The 20,411-nt window shown below is 71.4% G+C and carries 18 protein-coding genes; 5 read left to right on the forward strand and 13 right to left on the reverse strand.

What is annotated here, in order from left to right; genetic code table 11:
• Window positions 1-20: 20 nt before the first annotated feature.
• The 11 genes from OG242_RS13075 to eccB all read right to left on the reverse strand — a co-directional run bounded on the left by OG242_RS13075 (window position 21) and on the right by eccB (window position 10,137).
• Window positions 21-626 carry a PH domain-containing protein gene (locus OG242_RS13075; RefSeq protein ID WP_405898333.1) on the reverse strand — a complete coding sequence of 202 codons (606 nt, stop codon included), beginning with the start codon at window positions 624-626 and terminating at the stop codon, window positions 21-23.
• Between the two features lie 389 nt (window positions 627-1,015).
• Window positions 1,016-1,756 (reverse strand): hypothetical protein, encoded by a 741-nt coding sequence (locus OG242_RS13080; RefSeq protein WP_405898334.1) that lies wholly within the window; start codon window positions 1,754-1,756, stop codon window positions 1,016-1,018.
• A 28-nt stretch (window positions 1,757-1,784) separates the two neighbouring features.
• A complete protein-coding gene (locus tag OG242_RS13085) occupies window positions 1,785-2,087 on the reverse strand; it encodes a hypothetical protein (RefSeq protein ID WP_405898335.1) in 303 nt (100 codons plus the stop codon).
• Window positions 2,088-2,113: 26 nt separating this feature from the next.
• Window positions 2,114-2,866, reverse strand: coding sequence for a YbaB/EbfC family nucleoid-associated protein (locus OG242_RS13090; RefSeq protein ID WP_405898336.1), 753 nt, complete (start codon window positions 2,864-2,866; stop codon window positions 2,114-2,116).
• 43 nt (window positions 2,867-2,909) lie between these two features.
• Entirely contained in the window at window positions 2,910-4,121 is a 1,212-nt protein-coding gene (locus OG242_RS13095) for a S8 family serine peptidase (RefSeq protein ID WP_405898337.1), read from the reverse strand.
• Between the two features lie 97 nt (window positions 4,122-4,218).
• Window positions 4,219-5,775: a hypothetical protein gene (locus tag OG242_RS13100; protein ID WP_405898338.1), complete on the reverse strand. Its 1,557-nt coding sequence runs from the start codon at window positions 5,773-5,775 to the stop codon at window positions 4,219-4,221.
• A gap of 32 nt (window positions 5,776-5,807) precedes the next feature.
• Window positions 5,808-6,290, reverse strand: coding sequence for a hypothetical protein (locus tag OG242_RS13105; protein ID WP_405898339.1), 483 nt, complete (start codon window positions 6,288-6,290; stop codon window positions 5,808-5,810).
• Between the two features lie 111 nt (window positions 6,291-6,401).
• Window positions 6,402-6,683, reverse strand: coding sequence for a WXG100 family type VII secretion target (locus OG242_RS13110; protein ID WP_405898340.1), 282 nt, complete (start codon window positions 6,681-6,683; stop codon window positions 6,402-6,404).
• 54 nt (window positions 6,684-6,737) lie between these two features.
• Window positions 6,738-7,088: a WXG100 family type VII secretion target gene (locus tag OG242_RS13115; protein WP_360860779.1), complete on the reverse strand. Its 351-nt coding sequence runs from the start codon at window positions 7,086-7,088 to the stop codon at window positions 6,738-6,740.
• Window positions 7,089-7,244: 156 nt separating this feature from the next.
• A complete protein-coding gene (mycP, locus tag OG242_RS13120; RefSeq protein WP_405898341.1) occupies window positions 7,245-8,357 on the reverse strand; it encodes a type VII secretion-associated serine protease mycosin in 1,113 nt (370 codons plus the stop codon).
• A gap of 229 nt (window positions 8,358-8,586) precedes the next feature.
• Window positions 8,587-10,137, reverse strand: coding sequence for a type VII secretion protein EccB (gene eccB / locus OG242_RS13125; protein WP_405898342.1), 1,551 nt, complete (start codon window positions 10,135-10,137; stop codon window positions 8,587-8,589).
• A 247-nt stretch (window positions 10,138-10,384) separates the two neighbouring features.
• On the opposite strand from eccB, the gene eccE reads away from it, so the two are divergent.
• Together eccE and OG242_RS13135 are read left to right on the forward strand one after the other, a co-directional pair.
• Window positions 10,385-11,563, forward strand: coding sequence for a type VII secretion protein EccE (gene eccE, locus OG242_RS13130; RefSeq protein ID WP_405901592.1), 1,179 nt, complete (start codon window positions 10,385-10,387; stop codon window positions 11,561-11,563).
• Window positions 11,560-12,330: a hypothetical protein gene (locus OG242_RS13135; protein WP_405898343.1), complete on the forward strand. Its 771-nt coding sequence runs from the start codon at window positions 11,560-11,562 to the stop codon at window positions 12,328-12,330. Before eccE ends, OG242_RS13135 begins: the two co-directional genes overlap by 4 nt.
• 14 nt (window positions 12,331-12,344) lie before the next feature.
• On the opposite strand, the gene OG242_RS13140 is transcribed toward OG242_RS13135, so the two are convergent.
• Both OG242_RS13140 and OG242_RS13145 read right to left on the reverse strand, forming a co-directional pair.
• Window positions 12,345-14,927 (reverse strand): bifunctional FO biosynthesis protein CofGH, encoded by a 2,583-nt coding sequence (locus OG242_RS13140; protein ID WP_405898344.1) that lies wholly within the window; start codon window positions 14,925-14,927, stop codon window positions 12,345-12,347.
• Between the two features lie 36 nt (window positions 14,928-14,963).
• A complete protein-coding gene (locus OG242_RS13145) occupies window positions 14,964-16,346 on the reverse strand; it encodes a serine/threonine-protein kinase (protein ID WP_405898345.1) in 1,383 nt (460 codons plus the stop codon).
• A 249-nt stretch (window positions 16,347-16,595) separates the two neighbouring features.
• Between OG242_RS13145 and helR the strand changes: the two genes are divergently transcribed.
• The 3 genes from helR (at window position 16,596) to OG242_RS13160 (ending at window position 20,346) form a co-directional block, all read left to right on the forward strand.
• Window positions 16,596-18,647 carry an RNA polymerase recycling motor ATPase HelR gene (helR, locus tag OG242_RS13150; protein ID WP_405898346.1) on the forward strand — a complete coding sequence of 684 codons (2,052 nt, stop codon included), beginning with the start codon at window positions 16,596-16,598 and terminating at the stop codon, window positions 18,645-18,647.
• Window positions 18,590-18,793, forward strand: coding sequence for an ATP-binding domain-containing protein (locus OG242_RS13155; protein ID WP_405898347.1), 204 nt, complete (start codon window positions 18,590-18,592; stop codon window positions 18,791-18,793). Before helR ends, OG242_RS13155 begins: the two co-directional genes overlap by 58 nt.
• A 128-nt stretch (window positions 18,794-18,921) precedes the next feature.
• Window positions 18,922-20,346: an ATP-binding protein gene (locus tag OG242_RS13160; RefSeq protein ID WP_405898348.1), complete on the forward strand. Its 1,425-nt coding sequence runs from the start codon at window positions 18,922-18,924 to the stop codon at window positions 20,344-20,346.
• Window positions 20,347-20,411 lie beyond the last annotated feature (65 nt).

Raw genomic sequence — 20,411 nt, forward strand, 5'->3', positions numbered from 1 at the left:
CGCGCCGGGGCGCCCGCTCGTTACGCCGGGGCGCCCGTCCCGCGCGCGCGGCCCTTCTTGGCCACGGGCCACGGCTCGGCGATGTACGTACCCGGGGCGAAGCGTTCGACCGCCTCGATGATCAGGTCGGCCCGGCCGGGCCTCCGGCGGCGCCAGAGGGCGTGTCCGAGCGAGTGGAGAACCGCTCGCGGCCCGCCGCCGTCGTTCGGCTTCCCGGGGTTCACGCCCGGCTTCAGCACGATCATCAGGTAGCTCCGCCGACTGTTGAACCGGACCTGGTCGATGTCGGCCCAGCGAATCGTCCGACTGCGCTTGCGCCACACCTTGGTCACGCCGGTCGCGTCGATGCGCATGCCCGGGAGCAGCCGCATGAGCACCGCCATCGGCAGCAGGAATACCACCGCGAAGAACAGGGGCAGGCCGATGTACCCGCTGACGCCCGCCCAGCCCATGGACCCGATGCCTTCACCCGAGACCAGTACGAGCACCACGAACATGATGAGCGCTTCGAGAGCCACCAGGCCGAGCACACCCGCAAGAGCCGCCAGGAGGTAGACCCCGCCCCGGCGCGCCCGCTCGGCGGGGATGAACAGTCCTTCGGAGTCCGCACCGGGAGCTGCGGGCATGATGTCTGCTCCGTCTGCTCCTCGGGTGGGGAGCACGTGCTGGGCAACTGGCGCTTCAGGTTGCCACGTCGGGCTGTCTGCCGTCGTGTGCGGCCAACTCGGGATCGATGTCTGCCCCGGCCTGTCGCGTTTCCTCCGACGGACTCGAAGAACCTCTGCGAGCACAGGGCAGCAGACCGCCAGGAGGGAAAGAACGCCGACCGCACTCTTGGGGGGGAGGTTGTCCATGTCGGCCGTGAGCAACGGCAGCGACAGCCACACGTATGACGCCAGCGCGATTACCCAGAGAGCTACACGAGTTCTGTTCACATCCACATCCTCAAGAACGCGAAAGAAGCAACACCGATCACTCTTTCAGAATCAGTGCGACCAGCGGCGGAACAGGGATGTCAGACCGTTCCGACCGGCCAGTGGCCCCCGTTCGGGAAGGCGCTCTTGTCGGTGCTTTCGCCAGTGAGTTGGGACATCGTCGTGGCCTCGGCGCCGATCACCGTCAGCAGAGCGAGCACGGCCCCCCCGATGACCGCGGGCCCGAGCGTCGCTTCCGCCGCGGCAGCGGCTCCGGCAGCGGGCAGGGCCACCACAGAAGCGGCCGCGACTGCCGAAGCGGCAAGGACGGGAATCAACTGGGCGACAAAGACTCCTACCGCGGTGTAGAAGGCGAGTCCCGCCACTCCGCAGGCAGCCAGGCATCCCGCTACCGTGCTGGCACTGGAGGCGACTTGAGCGGCAGCGGCCGATTGGGGAAAGACGGCATTCGTGTACGTGGTCGCCGCCTCCCCCTCCCAGTACTTGGGAGACGTGAGGTTGTACTTCTGCGTGGAGGACGCCACGCCGGAGGCCTTCCCCCGCACCTCCTCACCCTGCCATTGCATGGCGTTGTAGAACATGATGATGGGGGCGAACGCCCCCTGCAAAATGTCCACAAGCTTGTTGATGACCCAGTTCACGGCCTTGATGATCTGCTCCGCGATCCAGATGCATCCCCGCGCGACGGCGTCCGGGACGTACCAGTGATTGACCGCCGACTCCACCTTGGGGCCGATTTCGTTCGCATGCGTGGTGATAGACGTGAGGCCGGTGTTCAACTTGTCTATGATCGCCTGGAATTGCTCAGGATTGAATGCCACGAGATGCTCCTCCCTTGAGGGTGTCCAGCTAGTAGGCGCCTTCGACGGACTTTGTGGTTTCCACTTCCTGGTCGTCGTAGGCCTTCGCGTTCTTGACCAGCTCGTCGGCGATCTTCGACATCTCGGTCTGCCCTTCGCCGCATCGAGTCGAGAGGTGATCGATGACGTCGTTGTAGGAGGAGAAAAGCGGAAAGAAGAGCCCGAGTTCGGTCCGGTTCTGATGCATCCCCTTGATGGAGGCGGATACCTCACCGATCGACTTGGCCTGCTCGTCCCACATGCCCACGTCGGTACGTATCGCATCGGTGATGACTTTGAGGTCTTTCCCCATGGCTCTCAGCCCCCTCAGGGTTCGTCCTACATGAAGTGACGCGGATTTTTCATGATCGCCATGGCCTCGTCCAGCAGGCCACCCAGATTCAGGTCGGCGACGGCGTCCGGGCCGCTGGTCCCGGCGCTGCCGAACTTCGCGCGCGCGTCGGCCAGCGCCTCGGCAAGTGCCTGGTTCAGTCGTACGACCGACTGCCGGGCGGCCCACTCCGGCTCCACCTCGCACGAGGCGAGCCCTTGCGAACCGAGGGTGATCACGACCCGGCGGCCGGCGGAGTCCCCGCTCACCTCGGGCTGCGCGGACGCCTCCGGGTCCTGCCGCTCGACCACGTCGAAGGCCGTCAGCACGTCCTCGGCCACTTCCTCGATGGGCCGCGGCACGACGTACCTCACGTCCCGCTCGAAGGCCTCCGGGGGCACCGAGGCCGCCCCTGCCTGCGCGGGCCGGTCAAGACCGTCCTCGGTCTCATGGGCCCGGGCTTCCCAGTCCGACTGCTCAAGGCCACCCGACCAGCGCTCCATCCACTCGCTGAGAGCGGACCCGTACGCCTCGACGACCGCCGCACCGAGATTCTCGGGAGGCTGCCTGCGCTGCCAGTCCGATGCGACCGTGATCGAATCCGGAATCCCGCCCGCCAGCAACCGGACCGTGACGGCCCCCTGCGCGTCCTCGCCCTCGGCGCTCTGCGGCATCTGTTCGCGCACTTCGGACATCAGTTGCTGCATCTTGTTCATGTACTCCTGGAACTGCTGCAGCTCCTGGAACATGTCGCCGCTCACGCTTTCTCCTGCCGGTTCGCACATGGGTGGAGTTCGGACGGGGCTAGTACCGGGGGCCGGCGCTTCTCCGGCGCATCAGGAACACCGCGCCGCCGACGACGATCACGGCCGCGACAGCTCCGACGACGATCCAGACAGTCGTGTCCGTGCCGCCGCCCTGTCCGTCCTCGTCCTTCGCGGCGGGGGTGGCGGACGGTTCGGGCTTCTTCGAGGTCGAGGGGGATGCGGAGGCGGAGACGCTGGGCGACGGGGACGCGGTTGCGCGGGCGGCGACCAAGGGGTTCACGTCAGGGGGGCCCGGCTCGACCTTGCCGCCGAGGACGGCGAACCTGGGGCGGACCGCACCGTAGCCGAGGTAGCGGCTAGGGATCTTGCCCTTGGCCGGTTTGCCCGCGGTGTTCATGAGGACGCGCAGGACCTGGTTGCCGGTCCAGTCCGGGTGCATGGACCAGATGAGGGCTGCGGACGCGGAGGCGATCGCGGTTGCCTGACTGGTACCCCAGCTTTTGCAGTAGCCTGCCATGCCGCCACCGCAGAGGATGGGGATGTCCTTACCCGGGGCGGCGAGCGCCACCTGCGGGCCCGAGACCGAGAACTTCGTCACGTGGAGGGTCTGGTCGATGGCGGAGATGCCCGCGACGCCGAGCGAGGCCGCGGGATACCCGACGTCGTTCCCCTTCGTGCCGGAGTTGCCGGTACCCGCCAGAAGCAGCTTTCCTCGCTCGATGGCGTAGTCCACCGCCTGCTGGATCTGCTCTCGTTCCTTGGCATCGATGATGTAGTACTCGAAGGCCAGCGACATGTTGATGATCTGGGCGTCGCTGTCCGCGGCGTACCGGATGGCCTCGGTCAGCGCCGGAACGCTGTTGGTTCCCGACTCCTTGGAGGAGCCGAAAACGGTCAGCGGGAGGATGCGCGCATCCGGCGCGAGACCCTTCACGCCTTGGTCGCTGGCCCCGTTGCCGGCGATCAGCATCGCCATCGCGGTACCGTGCCCGTTCTTGTCCTTGTGGGCTCCCCGCTCGGGCTCCATGAAGTTCTTGCCCATGAGCACCTTGCCCGTCAGCTCGGGGACGGAGGGGATCACCCCGGTGTCGAGCAGGGCGACGGTGATCCCCTTGCCGGTGCTGACCTTCCACATCGCCGGGGCCTGCATCCGGTCCAGGTACCACTGGCGGTCGCGCATGGTGTCCGCCGACGCGGCCGGGGCGACGGCGCCGCCCAGGAGGAGCAGGGCCCCCAGCGCGGACACCACCGCTGACGTCCGACCGCGCCGTCGCCAGACCGTTGACCTCATGCCACCCACTCGTGTTCTGTCCGCCCCACCGGCATCGGTGCTCGGATACCGGCTGCTAGTCGATCACGGGCGGGACCACGTCGTCCCCCGTGGCCCAGGTCTCCTCGTCCTCCACGAGGTAGTCCGGGTTCTCGCCGTCGCGCCGCTGCGGACGCCGGCGAGCGCTCTGGGACCCGCCCATCGCACCGCCCATCGGACCCATGGCACCCGGGCGCGCGGGATCGCGGACGAGACCGCTGCCGCCGGGCGTGAACTCCCGACCCGCGCCGCCACCGCGCGCTTCCCCCACCGCGCCGCCGGGCTGGGTGACCAGGCGCCGCGAACCGGCGGCTCCGCCGACTCCGCCACGCCCCGCGGGCGAGCCGACGGCGCCCATACCGTGACCGCCCATCATCGAACGGCCGGCCGGCGGGTGCTCGCCGCCGATGACCGTTCCGCGCTGTCCGCCCGCGACGGGGCCGGTCACGGACCGGCCCGGCGTCCCGCCGTGGATGCCGGGGTCGGCCCGGGTGATGGGGGGCCGGACGCTTTCGGCGCCGCCCCTGCCCACCGGCGTGACGGGCGTCGTCGTGTGCCGGTTCCCGTCGGCACCGGGGCCGATGGGGTTCGTGCGGAGGTTCCCGTCGGTACTGGGGCCGACCGGAATCGTCCGCCGGTTCCCGCCGGGACCGGTCGGACCCGTCTGCGTGGGCAGGACCACGGGCGGGATGTTGTTCTGCCCGCCACCGCCGCCGACCTGGGTGAGCGGAGGGCCGCTCGTCGGCGGGGTCGCCGTGACCGGCGGGGCCTCCGGCATGGTCACGGTGTCGATGTTGGTGCCCGTGGTGTCCGGGGCGCCGGGTGCCACGGGGTCCACGCCGACATGCTGCGGCGTGTGGGCGGAGACGTTGGTGACCGAGGACGAGCCACCGTCGACGGGCTGCGTAGTGACGTGGTGGTAGGTGCCTGCCGAACCGCCGGCACCCGCCGAGCCACCGGTGATCGGCACAGTGGACACCGAGTGTGTGCCGGAGTTACCACCCGAAGAAGGCCCGTAGCTCGACTTGCCGCCACCGACCGGCTTTTCCGGCAACGCCGCCTCCGGCAGCGGCTTGAAGACCGGCTCCTCCTGCGACGAGATCGTCTGCTGCGCCATCATGTAGTACGAGGCAAGCTTGTTCATCTGCGGAATCGCTTCGTTCCGCGCCTTGTCGACGGCCTTCAGCCGGGCCTTCTCCTTCTCCTCGTCCGCGTAGCACATGCCCGTGGCGTCGGAGTGGCCCTGGATGACCTTGCTGACCTCGCTGAGCGCCTGGCCGGCCGTCTGCAGCGAGGTGCCCGCGGCGCCGGCGTAGTCGGCCAGCTTGATGGTCTGCTTGGCGAAGTCGTCGCCCCACTCGCGGAAGGCGTCGCCGCCCTTGCCCTTCCACGTGGTGCGGCTGACGTGCTCCTTGAGCTCGGTGCCGATCTTCTCGATCTCGGTCTGCGCGTCGATCAGTGCGGTTCCCCGGCCCATGATCGCCGTGGGGTCCACGCTGCGCACCATCGCGAGCATGTCCTCGTACGACATGCTCTCGAAGTTGGTCGTGGAGTACGTGGCGTCGAGCGGCGGCAGCTTGCCCTTGTCCCCCATGGTTATCCCTCTCCCCCGTTCACTTCCCGTTCCTACCAGCTGTGCTGATCGACGGTAGAGCCCGCGCCGGTTGACTTGTCGGGCCTCGGCAACAGCCCCGTCTGCGGATCGATATCCGGCTTCTGGTAGCCGGCCTCGACGCGCTTCTGGATGGCCTGCAGGCGCTCGGCGTACTCATCGTCGACGTTCTGGTACCCGCGGTCGGCGAAGTCGACCGTGATGCCCATCGCCTCCAGCTGCTCGCCGAGCGTCTTGGAGAGCTCGGTCAGGCGCGCGTGGACGACGTCGTAGGAGGCCGAGAGCCCGACGGCCTCCCAGAAACCCGTGCCGTACGCGGCGGCGGTGACCTTCTGCTCGGTGATGCGGCCGTGGGCGGCCGGTGAGCCGTCGAGCGCGGTGAGGAGCTTGTCCACCCGTGTCTTGAAGCTCTTCAGGGACTCGCTCGGCGCGTCCAGGTCCGGCGAGCCCTTGCCGTTGTCGGGCAGCGGCGGGTCGTCCGGAAGATGGGACCCCATGGAAACGCCTCCCCTAAAGTGCCGTGGTCCCGCAGGCGTGAATGCGGGACGCGGTGTCCGCGCCCCGCACCCACGACGTGCCGGTTCCGTTGCGGTTCATCTGGGCCTGGGTCAGCCGTGGAAGCGGCGGGACTGGGCGAGGTCGTTCGCCGCGTAGCCCTCGGTGGCTTCCATCAGCTTGGTCGAGATCTTCAGCAGCGTCTCGTGCATGTGGTTGACCTTGAGGTCCCAGCCGTTGTGGCGGTCGTGGAACGCCCGCTGGGTCTCACCGTCCCAGGTGGCGACGACGGCCTTGACCCTCGTGTTCAGGTCGTCCAGCTGGCCCTTGATGGTGTTGGCGGTGGTCTTGACCTGGTTAGAGGCCTCGACGACCCCGGCGTACGTGATCTCCATGGAACGGTCTCCTGACGCGAAGGTGCGGAATGAGGACGGCCGGGCGGCCGGCTGTTACGAAACCTGGAACCGGTCCAGGATGTTGTTGCTGCCCGTGTGGTCGACGCCGTCGATGCCCTTGAAGCTGTTCAGGCGCTCGACCTCCTCGGCGTCGAAGCCGTCGCGGCTCATCTGGACGGCCTCGTGGGTGAAGTCCAGGAGCTCCTTCAGGTTGCGCACATCGAGGTTCACCTGCGCCTGGAGGCCGTTGTACGCGTTGGCCGCGACGCCCTTCCAGTGGCCCTCGACGGAGTCGATGACCGCGTTGAGCGCGGTGATCCTGCTCTGCAGCGTGTCCTGCATATGGCCGAGGTCCTTGATCAGCTGAGTGATCTCCCCGGATGTGACCTTGAGCTTGTCTCCCATAGCGCACCTTCCCCCATGAATTGGATGTTGCGGGCTGTCGGGCCGCCGGCTGGCACGTCCAGATCGGACCGCATTTTTGCGACTGTCATTTTAACTGCGATGGCCAATGATTCCAACCGCCTTATTGCAACAGCAAGTTGTTGGACATTCACCTATTCACGGACGGCTCCGGTCCCGAACCAGGACCGCGACACCCGCGACCACCGCGACGAGGAGCCCCGTCGCGGCCAGTACGTAGGTCGAGATCCGAGTCATCCGCTCCTGCCTGGTTTCACGCAACTGGAGCGCCACCGGTTCCGGCCCCACGGGTCCGTCCGAAACCGCGCGGTCCGGAGTGGGCGCGTTCACCGGGTGCTCGTCGTCGTTGAGGGCGCGCACCGGGTCCACCACCCCCCAGCCGATGAACTTGTCCCGGCCGTTCACCGCGCGCTCGGCGGTCTGCTCGATCTGGGCCACCACCTGGGCCTGCGTCCAGCGCGGGTGCTTGGCCCGGATGAGGGCGGCCACCCCGGCGACGTACGGCGCGGAGAAGCTGGTGCCGTTGTCGACGCACTGGCCGCCCTTCGGCACGGTGGACACCATGTCGACGCCCGGCGCCGCGACCCCCACGAAGTCACCGGTCTGGGAGAACGGCGCCCGCTCGTCGTTGCGGTCCGAGGCGGCCACCGCCAGCACGCCCGGGTACGCCGCCGGGTAGGTGGCCTTGACCTGGGCGGTGAGCCCGTCGTTGCCCGCGGAGGCGACCACCACGATGTCGGCCTTCAGGGCATCGCGCACCGCGCGCCCCAACTCCGAGTCCGCGCGCAGGGGTTTGGCGGTGTCCTGGGAGATGTTGATGACCCGGGCGTGCTTCTTGATGGCATGGCGGATCGCCTCGGCCATCGTCGCGGCGGTGCCGTTGCCCTTGTCGTCGTTCTGCCGGATGGGGATGATCGTCGCCTCCGGGGCGAGGCCCACGAAGCCGGTGCCGCTGCGCGGGCGGGCCGCGATGATGCCGGCGACCTTGGTGCCGTGGCCGACGACGTCGGTCGTGCCGTCGCCCCGCTTGCCCTTGGCCTTGCCCTTGGCCTTCGAACCGTCCGGGTTCAGCGCCGGAAGCAGGTCGATGCCGGAGCTCCGGTCGACGGCGCCCTTCAGCTGCGGGTTGGTTGCGTCCACCCCGGTGTCGATCACCGCGACCCGGACGCCCTTGCCCTTGGTGTCCTGCCAGAGCTGGTCGAACACCAGCCGCTGGAGCGACCAGGGACGGCCCTGGATCTGCTTCGGCATCGGGAAGGTGCACTCGCCGCTGCCCTCGGCCCCCGTTTGCGGAACGGAATCCTCGGCTGCCGCCGGCGCGGCCGGAAATACCGGCAGAACGACGCTCGCCGCGCATGTCAGAAGCAGTACGGCGGCGGCTGGGCGAACCGGGGAACGCGATGCGGAATGAGTTCCGGAAGAAGCCTGGCGCCGGAATGTGCTGCGGTTGATCATTTTCGTGCTCCCCCCTCTTCCGTCGTCAGGAACTCTGCGGCTGCTTGGCACTGTTGGTGTCGAGCCGGGGCCCCTTGGGCAGCAGGCTCGACCAGTTCTCCGGCACCGGCAGCGGCTTCACGTCCTTGTAGCCGAGCCTGATCTGCGCCTGGTTGACCTCGGCGATCTGCTCCCCGGGCGCCTCGGGCTTCGCCGTCTCACCGATCTTCGAGTGGTCGGAGCTGCTGTCGTTGTTGGTCTGCACGGCGTACCGCAGCCCGGTGTCCGTCACCAGGAAGATCGACCCGGTGGTGGGCGAGGCACCGCTGAACTGCCGGTACAGCACACCGCTGCCCGGGGTGACGTACGCGCTGGTGGCGCCGTCCAGGAAGCTCACCGGGTACCGGGGCCCGGCCCAGGTCGTGAGCTTCGGCACGCCCTTGGCGTCGACGCCGTGCAGCACGTTGCAGACGGTCCCCGTCCGGGCCGAGGTGTCGTTGGCCTGGGCCGGGACGCTCCTGGGCCAGCCCTTCGACGCGTAGAACTCGTCCGGCGACGAGGTGAAGGACTGCGGGGCGACCTCGGCGGCCTGCGCCTTCTGGCCCAGCACCTCCGCCTCCGGGCTCGTCAGGAGCAGCCGGGCGACGAGGTCGGAGACGGGCGCGACGGCGCCGGGCAGCACGACGTAGTGCTGCATCCCGGTGCCGGCGACGGCCTTGAGCACCGTGCCCACCTTGTTCAGGCCGGGGTCGAGGCCGTCCACGCCGGCCGGGTCGCCGGTCTTGCCGGGCAGCTTCGGGAAGTCGACGGGTGAACCGTCGTGCAGGGTGCCGAGCCAGTCCTTGGTGACCTTCTGCGGCCGGGCGCCCTCGCTGAAGAGCGAGCGCCGCAGCACCTCGTCGCGGGCCGAGGGCTTGTCGCCGGGGGTGGTCCCGATGGGGTGCCGCGTACCGTCCGCGTCCACCAGGTACCGCGTGCCGTCCCCGCCGTCCGCCTCCACGTAGAGCGCCTGCCCGTCGTGCAGCCGCCGCTTGCCGCCGACCTTGCCGGCCTCCCGGTCGGCCAGCAGGAACACCGCCTTCTGGACGGTGTCGCCGGAGCCGGCGCCCGGCTGCTCGCAGACCGCCCACAGCTTGCTCTTCCCCGCCTCGTCCGCGCCGGGCAGCCGGTCGGGGGCGTACGGTATGCCGAGCATGGGGCCCCGTTGCAGCTTGCCGCTGTCGAGCTCGGACTCGGGCACCTGCATCACCGAGGAGTCACCGGGGTCCAGGAGCAGGCGCGCCGAGGCGAAGTTCAGCACGGGGTGCAGCCGCTTGACGCCCTTGGTCTCCAGGACCACGTAACGGGTGGTGGATTCGCTGCCGACGATGACGTGGGCCCCGGGATCGGACCAGCCGTTAGGGACCTTCGGCTTGAAGATGCCCCAGGCGCCGAAGCCCGCGACCAGCAGGGCACCGACCACCACGCTCGGCACCACGGCGCGCAGCGGGCGCGGCGCAGCCTCGTCCGTTCCGGCCGCCGAGGGTTGCAGGAAGGCGGCGACCAGTCTCTTCTTCGCGAAGGTGTAGGCATTGAGTTCGTCACGCCGTGATGCCATCTGCCCGACTTCTCCCCGTGGTTGTGAACGCGTCGCGAACCGACCCCACTATGCCCGCCCGGCCCCGCCCGCCGCCGTCCGGGTGCGGGCTCCGGGGGCCAGGGGGCGCCCACGGGCCGGTGTGCCGATAGCGTGGGTCCGGCTCGCACACGCCGCAGTGCCGTGACACGGAGGGACATACCGGGGGATGAGCAGCACGACGACCGCAGTGACGAGGTTGCATCCGCGGCCGGGACGGATCGGTGGAGTGCGGCTGCACCAGATGGTGCTGCTGGAGGTCGCCGGCGCGCTGATGCTGATCGCGTGGGTGACGGACAAGGTCCTGATGGTGCCGATGGGCCTGGTCGGGGCCGTACTGGTACTGCTGGCCGTCCTGCGCTGGCGGGGGCGGCCGGTGCTGGAGTGGGTCAAGGCGTTCCTGGCCCTGCGCGGCCGGCTGCGGGCCGCACGGCGGCCGTGGACGGCCGTGGGCGTCGATCCCGCGCTGGCGCCGGTCCTGGAGTGCGAGGGCGCGCTGCGCACCTACACCTACACCGACCGGCAGCGCGAGCGCGGTGTCGGGATGGTGGGCGACGGTACGTTCCTGACAGCGCTGCTCCTCGTGCAGCCGCGGGACGAACCGCTGCGCGCCGCCCGTGAGGCGCGCCCGCTGGAGCTCGGCCTGCTGCACGAGGCCCTTGAGGTGGACGGCATCCGGCTGGAGTCGGCGCAGGTCGTGCAGCACACGCAGCCCGCGCCCGGCCCGCACCTGCCGGAACAGGCGGCCGCCGCCCGCTCGTACGCGCCGCTCCAGGCGCAGGCCGGCACCCCCGCGGTCCGGCTGACGTGGATCGCGCTGAAGCTCGACCCGAAGCTGTGCCCGGAGGCGGTCCAGGCGCGCGGCGGCGGGCTCGGCGGGGCGCAGCGGGCGCTGCTGCGGGCCGCGGACCAGCTGGCGAGCCGGCTGACGGCGGCCGGGTTCGACGCCTCGCTCCTGACCGAGGCGCAGGTGACGTCCGCCCTGGCGACGTCCGCCGGGGTGAACCCGCAGGCCAGCGCGCTGGCGGGACGGTCGGACACCGCCGAGCGGCGCACCGAGGAGTCCAGCCGCACCTGGCGCTGCGACGACCGCTGGCACACCACGTACTGGGTGGGCCGCTGGCCGCACCTGGGCGCGGGGGCGGTGGCCTCGGCGCAGGTGGTGGCGCTGCTGACGTCCATGCCGGCCCCGGTCAGCACGTTCAGCCTGACGGTGTCGCAGGGCACGGGCGGCATGCCGGCGGTCAGCGGGCACGTCCGCCTCACCGCCCGCGGTGCCGATGAGCTGGTCTCGGTGCGGCGGCAGTTGGAGCGCGCCGCGCGTGGAGTGAAGGTCGGCCTGGTACGGCTGGACCGCGAACAACTGCCCGGTGTGCTGGCCACCCTGCCGCTCGGAGGTACCCGTTGAGCATCCACCGTACGAGCCCGGCCGGCGGCCCGGGCCCTGCCTCCCCCGCACCTTCGCCGGCCGGGCGGGCGCGCGCCGGGCGCGGGCTGTTCGGGCCGCGCCGGGACCGCCACGCGCTGCCCGTGGAGCAGCTCGCGGCCCTTCGGCTGCCGCTCGGGGACGACGGGGTCGTGGCGGGCACCGACGCACAGGGGCAGCCCGCGGTGCTGGGGCTGTTCCGCCCGGTCCAGCTCGACGTCGTGGTCATCGGCAGTGTGTGGACGGCCCAGGTGCTGGCGCTGCGCACGGCCGGCACCGGGGCACGGGTCGCCGTCGAGACGGCCCGGCCGCAGGCGTGGACGGGGCTCGCGCAGGCCGCGGGCGGCAGCCAGCAGTGCATGACGGTGCACGACGTGAAGCAGGTGGGGCCGCAGGGCGCCTCGCTCACCAGCCCGGTCCTGGTGGTCCGGGACTGCGGCATGCGGCCCCCGCGCAGCCGGCTGGCGGCCGGCCCCTGGCAGTCCGTGCTGACGCTGCTGCCGTTCCTGGGCCCGACGGCGCCGAAGCTGGTGGAGCACGCGGGGCTGGTCGGCATCCAGCGGGTCTCGCCGGAGGAGGCCGCGGTCCTCGGCCGCATCCTGCGCCTGCCCCGGGTGAACGCGGAGGCACTGTCCCAGCTCGGCGACGACATGGTCCTGTGGTGCACGCCCAAGCACCGCAAGCTGGTCAAGATGCAGCCGACGGACATCGAGGCCGGGCTCCTCGGCGGCCCGCGCCGCCTGGACTGACCCGGCCCCGGCCGTCAGTCCGGCAGCACCGGCAGCAGCTCCGGCAGGTGGCCGTCCGAGGCGGCGGCTGCCGCGACCCGCTCCTCGGGGACCTCCCCGTACAGGGTGGTGCGCGGCTTCGCGGGGCGGCCGGCCAGTTCCGCGATGGCCATCAGGTCCCGCACCGACCGGTACGAGCCGTAACTGGACCCGGCCATCCGGGAGATGGTCTCCTCCATCAGCGTGCCGCCCAGGTCGTTGGCGCCCGAGCGGAGCATTTCCGCCGCGCCCTCCGCACCGAGCTTGACCCAGCTGGTCTGGATGTTGGTGATGTGCGGGTGCAGGAGCAGGCGGGCCATGGCGGTGACGGCCCGGTTGTCGCGGTCCGTCGGGCCGGGGCGGGCGATGCCGGCCAGGTAGACGGGCGCGTTGGTGTGGATGAAGGGCAGCGTCACGAACTCCGTGAAGCCGCCCGTCTCCTGCTGGAGTGCGGCCAGGGTGCGCAGGTGGCCCAGCCAGTGGCGGGGCTGGTCGACATGGCCGTACATCATCGTCGACGAGGAGCGCAGGCCCACCTCGTGGGCGGTCCTGACGACCTCCAGCCAGGTCGCCGTGGGCAGTTTGCCCTTGGTGAGGACCCAGCGGACCTCGTCGTCCAGGATCTCGGCCGCGGTGCCGGGGATCGAGCCGAGCCCGGCCTCCTTCGCGGCGGTCAGCCAGTCGCGGATGGACAGGCCGGTGCGGGTGGCCCCGTTGACGACCTCCATCGGCGAGAACGCGTGGACGTGGATGCCGGGCACCCGCTCCTGCACCGCGCGGGCGATGTCGAAGTAGGCCGTGCCGGGCAGGTCCGGGTGGATGCCGCCCTGCATGCAGACCTCGACCGCGCCGACGTCCCAGGCCTGGGCGGCCCGGTCGGCGACCTGGTCCAGGGAGAGGGTGTACGCGTCGGCGTCGGTGCGGCGCTGGGCGAAGGCGCAGAAGCGGCAGCCGGTGTAGCAGACGTTGGTGAAGTTGATGTTGCGCGTGACGATGTACGTGACGTCGTCCCCGACCACGTCACGGCGCAGGGTGTCCGCGATCCGGCACAGCTCGTCCAGGGCCGGCCCGTCCGCGTGCAGCAGGGTGAGCGCCTGGTCGTCCGTGAGCTTCGTCGGGTCGTCCGCCGCCCGGCTCAGCGCCGCGCGGACGTCCCCGTCGATCCGGGAGGGCACCATCCCGGGGGCCGCCGCCTCGCGGAGCGCCTCCCAGTCCCCGTACACGACGTCGAAGTCGTCGCGGCGGTCGCCGGTGCGGCCCTCGGTGTCGATGGTGCGGTGCAGGTCGGTGCGGCCGGAGGCGTTGAACCCCTCGTCGGGCTCCTGCCAGGGCAGCCCCTCGGGGATCGCGCCCTCGCGGGCGAGGCCCGTCTCCGGATCGGCGAGCGCCCGGACGTGCGGGAGCAGGCGCGGGTCGAGCCACGGTTCGCCGCGCTGGATGAACTCGGGGTAGATCGTGAGGCGTTCGCGCAGCGTGAAGCCGGACTCGGCGGTGCGGGCGGCGAGTTCGTCGATGTGCGGCCAGGGGCGCTCGGGGTTCACATGGTCGGGGGTGAGCGGCGAGACCCCGCCCCAGTCGTCGATGCCGGCACCGATGAGCAGGGCGTACTCGGCGTCGACGAGGTTCGGCGGGGCCTGGATGCGGGCGGACGGGCCGAGGATGTGCCGGGCGACGGCGATCGCGGCGGCCAGCTCCTCCAGCTCCGCGTCCGGCATCCCGCGCATCGCGGTGTCCGGCTTGGCCCGGAAGTTCTGGACGATGACCTCCTGGATGCCGTGGTAGGCGCGGGCGGTCCGGCGCAGCTCGAAGAGGGAGTCCGCGCGCTCCTCGTACGACTCGCCGATGCCGATGAGGATGCCCGTGGTGAACGGCACGTTGGACCGGCCGGCGTCCTCCAGGACCCGCAGGCGGACGGCCGGTTCCTTGTCCGGGGAGCCGTGGTGCGGGCCGCCGGGCTCCGACCACAGCCGCGTCGCGGTCGTCTCCAGCATCATGCCCATGGACGGCGCGACCGGCTTGAGCCGCTGGAGGTCGGTCCAGCTCATCACCCCGGGGTTGAGGTGCGGCAGCAGACCCGTCTCCTCCAGGACGCGGATCGCCATGGCGCGTACGTACGCCAGGGTGTCGTCGTATCCCTCGGCCTCCAGCCACTCCCTCGCCTCGGGCCAGCGGTCCTCCGGCCGGTCCCCCAGCGTGAACAGGGCCTCCTTGCAGCCCATCGCGGCGCCCTCGCGGGCGATGGCCAGCACCTCGTCCGGCGACAGGAACATGCCGTGCCCGGCCCGGCGGAGCTTGCCGGGGACGGTGACGAAGGTGCAGTAGTGGCACTTGTCGCGGCAGAGCCGGGTCAGCGGGATGAAGACCTTCCGGGAGTACGTGATGACCCCCGGCCGCCCCGCCGCCTCCAGGCCCGCGTCCCGCACCCGGGCGGCGGACGCGGCGAGATCCGTCAGGTCGTCGCCGCGCGCCTGCAGCAGCACGGCGGCCTCCGCCCGGTCGAGGGCGACACCGTCACGGGCACGCCTGAGCGCCCGTCGCATGGAGTTGGTGGTGGGGAGTCCGCTCTGAGGATCGGTCATGCCTCCGAGCATACGGACGGGTAGCCGGCGCCTCCGCTACGCGTAGCACTCCAGGATCAGCGGGAGGTCCTGCGTCCATTCCCGCAGGCGGGACCGCCTGCGGGCGGTCAGCATCCAGGTGTGGACGGTGCCCGCGCGCAGTCGGACGGTGACGCCGAGGTGCTTGGGTCCCGTCACCGCGTACTCGATCCTGCCGATCTCTTCCCAGGTGAACTGCAGCACGACTCCGTTGACCGCTTCGAACTCGACGCCCAGCGCGTCGATCACCAACGACGTGTCCGTGCCCACGCCCACGAACCCGATGTCGCGCCCGGCGCCGCCGGCCGGGGCCGGTGCCTGGAGCCACGGGTTGGCCGGCGCCCCCTGCGCGTACGGATTCGGGGTGGCGGCCTGCGGGTACGGCGACGGGCTGTACGGGGACGGGCTGTACGGGGACGGCGCGTACGGGTTCGGGACCGCGGCGGCCGGCGGATACGGCGAGGGGTACGGGGTGGTCGGCGCGACCGGCGGGTACGCGGGCGGCGGCGGGGTCGCGTCGACGGGCGGCCGGGAGTGCTGCGGCGGGACCGCGTCGGCCGGCTCCCTCGGCGGGGCCGTCGCCGGGGCGGGCGCCGGGCCGCCGGGCACGAAGAGGTCCAGCAGGGCGTCGGGGGTGGGCCGGTCGCCGGGCTCCTTCTCCAGGCAGGACGCCACGACGTCCCGCACCCCCTCCGGCACCGTGCCCAGGTCCGGCGCCTCGTGCACCGACCGGTACATCAGCCCCATGGGCGTCCCCGCCCCGAACGCGCTGCCGCCCGCCGCCGCGACGAGCACCGCCCCCAGGGCGAACACATCGGCCGGGCCACCGACTTCGAGGCCCTGCGCCTGCTCGGGGGCGAGGAACCCGGGCGTCCCGAAGGCCACCCCGGTGGCGGTGAGCCGGCTCGACTCCAGGGCCCGCGCGATCCCGAAGTCCAGGACGCGCGGCCCGTCCGACGCCATGATGATGTTGCCGGGCTTGAGGTCCCGGTGGACGAGCCCGCAGCCGTGGATGGCGGCCAGCGCCTCGGCGAGGGCGGCGCCCAGCCGCCGCAGCCGCGCCTCGTCCATCGGCCCCTCGGCCTCGACGAGCGCGCCGAGCGTGGGCCCGGGGATGTACGCCGTCGCCAGCCAGGGCGCGGTCGCGTCCGGGTCCGCGTCGACCACGGGCGCCGTGTGGAAGCCGCCGACGCTCCGCGCCGCCTCGACCTCGGCCCGGAACCGCGTCCGGAAGTGCGGATCGGCGGCCAGTTCGGGCCGCGCCACCTTCACGGCGACCGCACGTCCGCCCCGCGACCGCGCCAGATAGACGACGCCCATGCCCCCCGCGCCGAGCTCCCGTTCCACGGCGTACCCGCCGACCTTCTCGGGCAGGCCCGCCCCGTCCGTTCCGTACGCCATGCGCTTGGCGCTCCCCCCGTGTTCCCGGCGGCCCAGTATGCCGTGTGCCTGCCAATACGCGGCAGGGCGGGCGGGTTTGGGAGAGGCGGTGCGGGGTGCCGGGTGTGTTCACCGGCCGGCCGGGAGGGGACTGCCACCTCCGGCCACTCTCAACGTATAGCGCAAGGGGGGCCTTGCCGCAAGGCCCCCCTTGTCCCGCACAATCGCTGATCCGATCCAGCCACCTGCGGCATTTGGGAGTTATGCGTAGTGCCCGACCTGAGCCCTGTCACCCCCTCCCCCACCCTCACCACGAGCGCCTTCGCGCTGACCGGCGACCGCGCCGAGGCCAAGGCCGACCCCGCCCTGACCGCCGGTGACGAGCTCCACTTCGCCGCGATCGCGCGCTGCCTGGAGGAGACCGTCGCCGAACTGACCGCCGCCCTCGACTCCGCCCGCCGCGCGCCGGGCGGGGTGGGCCGGGCGGCGATGGACCGGGACGCGGAGATCCACCGGCTGTCAGCGCGGCTGCGCACCCTGCGCCGCTTCGGCCTGGACCTCTGCCTCGGCCACATGGCCGGTGCGGACGGCTCCGAGCCGGTGTACGTGGGACGGCTCGGCCTCACGGACAGCGAGGGCCGCCGGCTGCTGACCGACTGGCGCTCCCCGGCGGCCGAGCCGTTCTTCGGGGCGACGCACGGCAACCCGATGGGCCTGGCAAGCCGCCGCCGCTACCGGTGGACCGGCGGCCGGATCAGCGACTACTGGGACGAGGTGTTCGCCCCGGACGCCTTCGCCGGGCACGCCGCGCTCGACGACCAGTCGGCGTTCATCGCGAGCCTGGGCACCAACCGGTCGGCCCGGATCCGGGACGTGCTCGGCACCATCCAGGCGGACCAGGACGCGATCATCCGCGCCGGTTCGCGCGGGGCGCTGGTCGTCGACGGCGGTCCCGGCACCGGCAAGACGGTCGTCGCCCTGCACCGCGCCGCGTACCTCCTGTACGCCGACCCCCGCCTCGGAAACCGGCGCGGCGGCGTCCTGTTCGTCGGCCCGCACCAGCCGTACCTGGGGTACGTCGCCGATGTGCTGCCGAGCCTCGGTGAGGACGGGGTGCGTACGTGCACGCTGCGCGACCTCGTCCCGGAGGGCGCGGCGGCCCTGCCCGAGGCCGATCCGGAGGTGGCCCGGCTGAAGGCGTCGGCGGATCTCGTGCGGGCGGTCGAGGCGGCCGTCGCGTTCTACGAGGAGCCGCCCGCCGGGGGCCTCACCGACACGACGCCCTGGGCGGACGTCCGGCTGACCGCCGCCGAGTGGGCCGTGGCCTTCGAGTCGGCGCCGGGCGTCCCGCACAACGAGGCACGGGACGCGGTCCTGGAGGAGATCCTGACGATCCTGGCCGACAAGCACGCCGACCGGCAGGACGAGGAGGTCCCGGACCACCTGGTCCGCCGGGCGCTGCTGCGCGACCGCGAGCTGACGGCGGCCTTCGACCGGGCGTGGCCCCTGCTGGAGGCGGCGGACCTGGTCGGTGACCTCTGGTCCGTCCCGGCCTACCTGCGCAGCTGCGCGCCGGGGCTCACCCGCGAGGAGGTGGCCCGCCTCCGGCGCTCCGACCCCCAGGCGTGGACGGTCTCCGACCTGCCGGTCCTGGACGCGGCCCGGCAGCGGCTCGGCGACCCCGATGCGGCCCGCCGCCGGCGCCGCAACGAGGCGACGGCCGCCGCCGAGCGGGCGCACCGGGCCGAGGCCATCGACAGCCTCCTGGAGAACGCCGAGATCGACGAGAGCCAGAGCGCGGTGGGGATGCTGCGCGGCCGGGACCTCCAGGACACGCTGCTCGACCCGGACGCGCTGTCCGCCGCCGAACCGGACCTGCTGGCGGGCCCGTTCGCGCATGTGGTGGTGGACGAGGCGCAGGAACTGACCGACGCGGAGTGGCAGATGCTGATCCAGCGGTGCCCCTCGCGCAGCTTCACGATCGTCGGGGACCGCGCACAGGCCCGGCACGGCTTCACGGAGTCGTGGCGGGAGCGGCTGGAACGGGTCGGCCTCGACCGGATCACGCTGTCCGCGCTGACCGTCAACTACCGCACACCGGAGGAGATCATGGCCGCCGCGGAGCCGGTGATCCGGGCCGCCCTGCCGACCGCCAACGTCCCGGTGTCCATCCGCAGCAGCGGCATCCCCGTGCGCCGGGGCCCGCTCACGGACCTCCCCACGGTCCTCGACACCTGGCTGACGACCCACCCCGAGGGCACGGCGTGCGTCATCGGCGCGCCTGCGTCCTTCCGCCGCCGTCGCCCCGCGTCCGCGCACTGACCCCGACGCTGTCGAAGGGCCTGGAGTTCGACCTCGTGGTCCTGGTCGACCCGGAGCACTTCGGCACGGGGGTGGGCGGGGCGGTGGACCGGTACGTGGCGATGACCCGGGCTACGCGGGAGCTGGTGGTGCTGTCGGGGGCGTGAGGGGCGCGCTGGGGCGCCTCGGTGTTTTCCCAGCGGGCTCGATCACTCTCCGCATCCATTTGCTACTTGCATTCATGAGAGTATCTTGCATGCAAGCATCGGGGCGCATGCCATGGAGGTGGACTGCCATGAACGGATTCATCGGACGCCGCACCGAACTCAGTCTTCTGGAGGACCTGCTGCGTCCCGTCAAGGACGGCGGGCGCAGCGGGCGTCCGGGGCGGGCCGTTCTGATCCGCGGGCGCCGCCGGGTGGGCAAGTCCCGCTTGGTGGAGGAGTTCCTGGAGCAGGCGGGTCTGCCACATGTGTTCTTCACCGCCGTCGGTGGCTCCCGCGAGGAGGACCTGGCAGGTTTCGCCGCCGAGGTGGCCGCTTCACCGCTTCCTGACGTGGCACGGTTCAGCGATTTCGCCGCCCCCCTCACCTGGGACGCCGCGCTGACCGTGCTCGCCTCCGCACTGCCCACCGACTCGCCCAGCGTGGTGGTCCTCGACGAAATGCCCTACCTCGTGCGCGAGGACCCGAGCTTCGAGGGAGCGCTCCAGAAGGCGTTCGACCGGACGCTGTCGAAACTGCCCGTTCTGCTCGTCCTCATCGGCTCCGACATCGCAATGATGGAACAGCTCAACACCTACGGGCGGCCCTTCTACCAGCGGGGAACCGAAATGGTCGTACCGCCGTTGAATCCCGCCGAGGTCGCCTCGATGCTCGATCTGTCGCCCGCCGACGCCTTCGACGCCTATCTGGTGTCCGGCGGCCTCCCGCTCATCCTTGAGGAGTGGCCACAGGGTGCCGGGCTGTGGGAGTACCTGAAACTGGCCCTGCGCAGACCGACGTCTGCGCTGCTGGTCAGCGGCGAACGATCTTTGGCCGCCGAGTTTCCCGTCGAGGCTCAGGCTCGCACCGTCCTGGGTGCCATCGGTCACGGCGAGCGCACCTTCACCCTGATCGGCAGGGCCGCTGGGGGTCTCAACGCCGGCTCGGTGTCCCGCTCGCTGGAGCGTCTCTCCTCTCGCGGCATGGTTGCCGCAGAGCTCCCGCTCTCCACCAAGCCCAGCCGGGAGACCCGCTATCGCATCGATGACCCCTACCTGCGCTTCTGGCTCTCCTTCATCGGCCCAGGCATTCCCGCGATCGAACGCGGCCGGGGCGACCGCGTTCTCGACACCATCCGCACCAATTGGACGTCGTGGCGGGGCAGGGCCATCGAGCCCGTCATCCGTGAAGCCCTGTGGCGAATCGGCTCCGACGACGGGCAACTGCCCGCGGCCACCGATGCGATCGGTGGCTACTGGACCCGTACCAACGACCCGGAGATCGACATCGTCGGCGCCGACCGCGCCCCCGTCGCCAAGAAGATCACCCTCGTGGGTTCGGTCAAGTGGCTGGAGAAGAAGCCCTTCGACCACCGCGACCTCGCCCGCCTCGTCACCCACCGCTCCCAGCTTCCCGGGGCCGACGAGACCACCCCCTTGCTCGCCGTCACCCGCAGCGGCTGCACAGCCGATGTCCCCACTCTCACACCCCAGGACCTCCATGACGCCTGGGCCTGACGGCCTGCCGGCGGGCCCGGAGGGCGCCCGGGCCCCCTACGTCCCCCGGCTCGGGCCCCGGCCTC

This window comes from Streptomyces sp. NBC_00727, assembly GCF_045161745.1.
Taxonomy (GTDB): Bacteria; Actinomycetota; Actinomycetes; order Streptomycetales; family Streptomycetaceae; genus Streptomyces.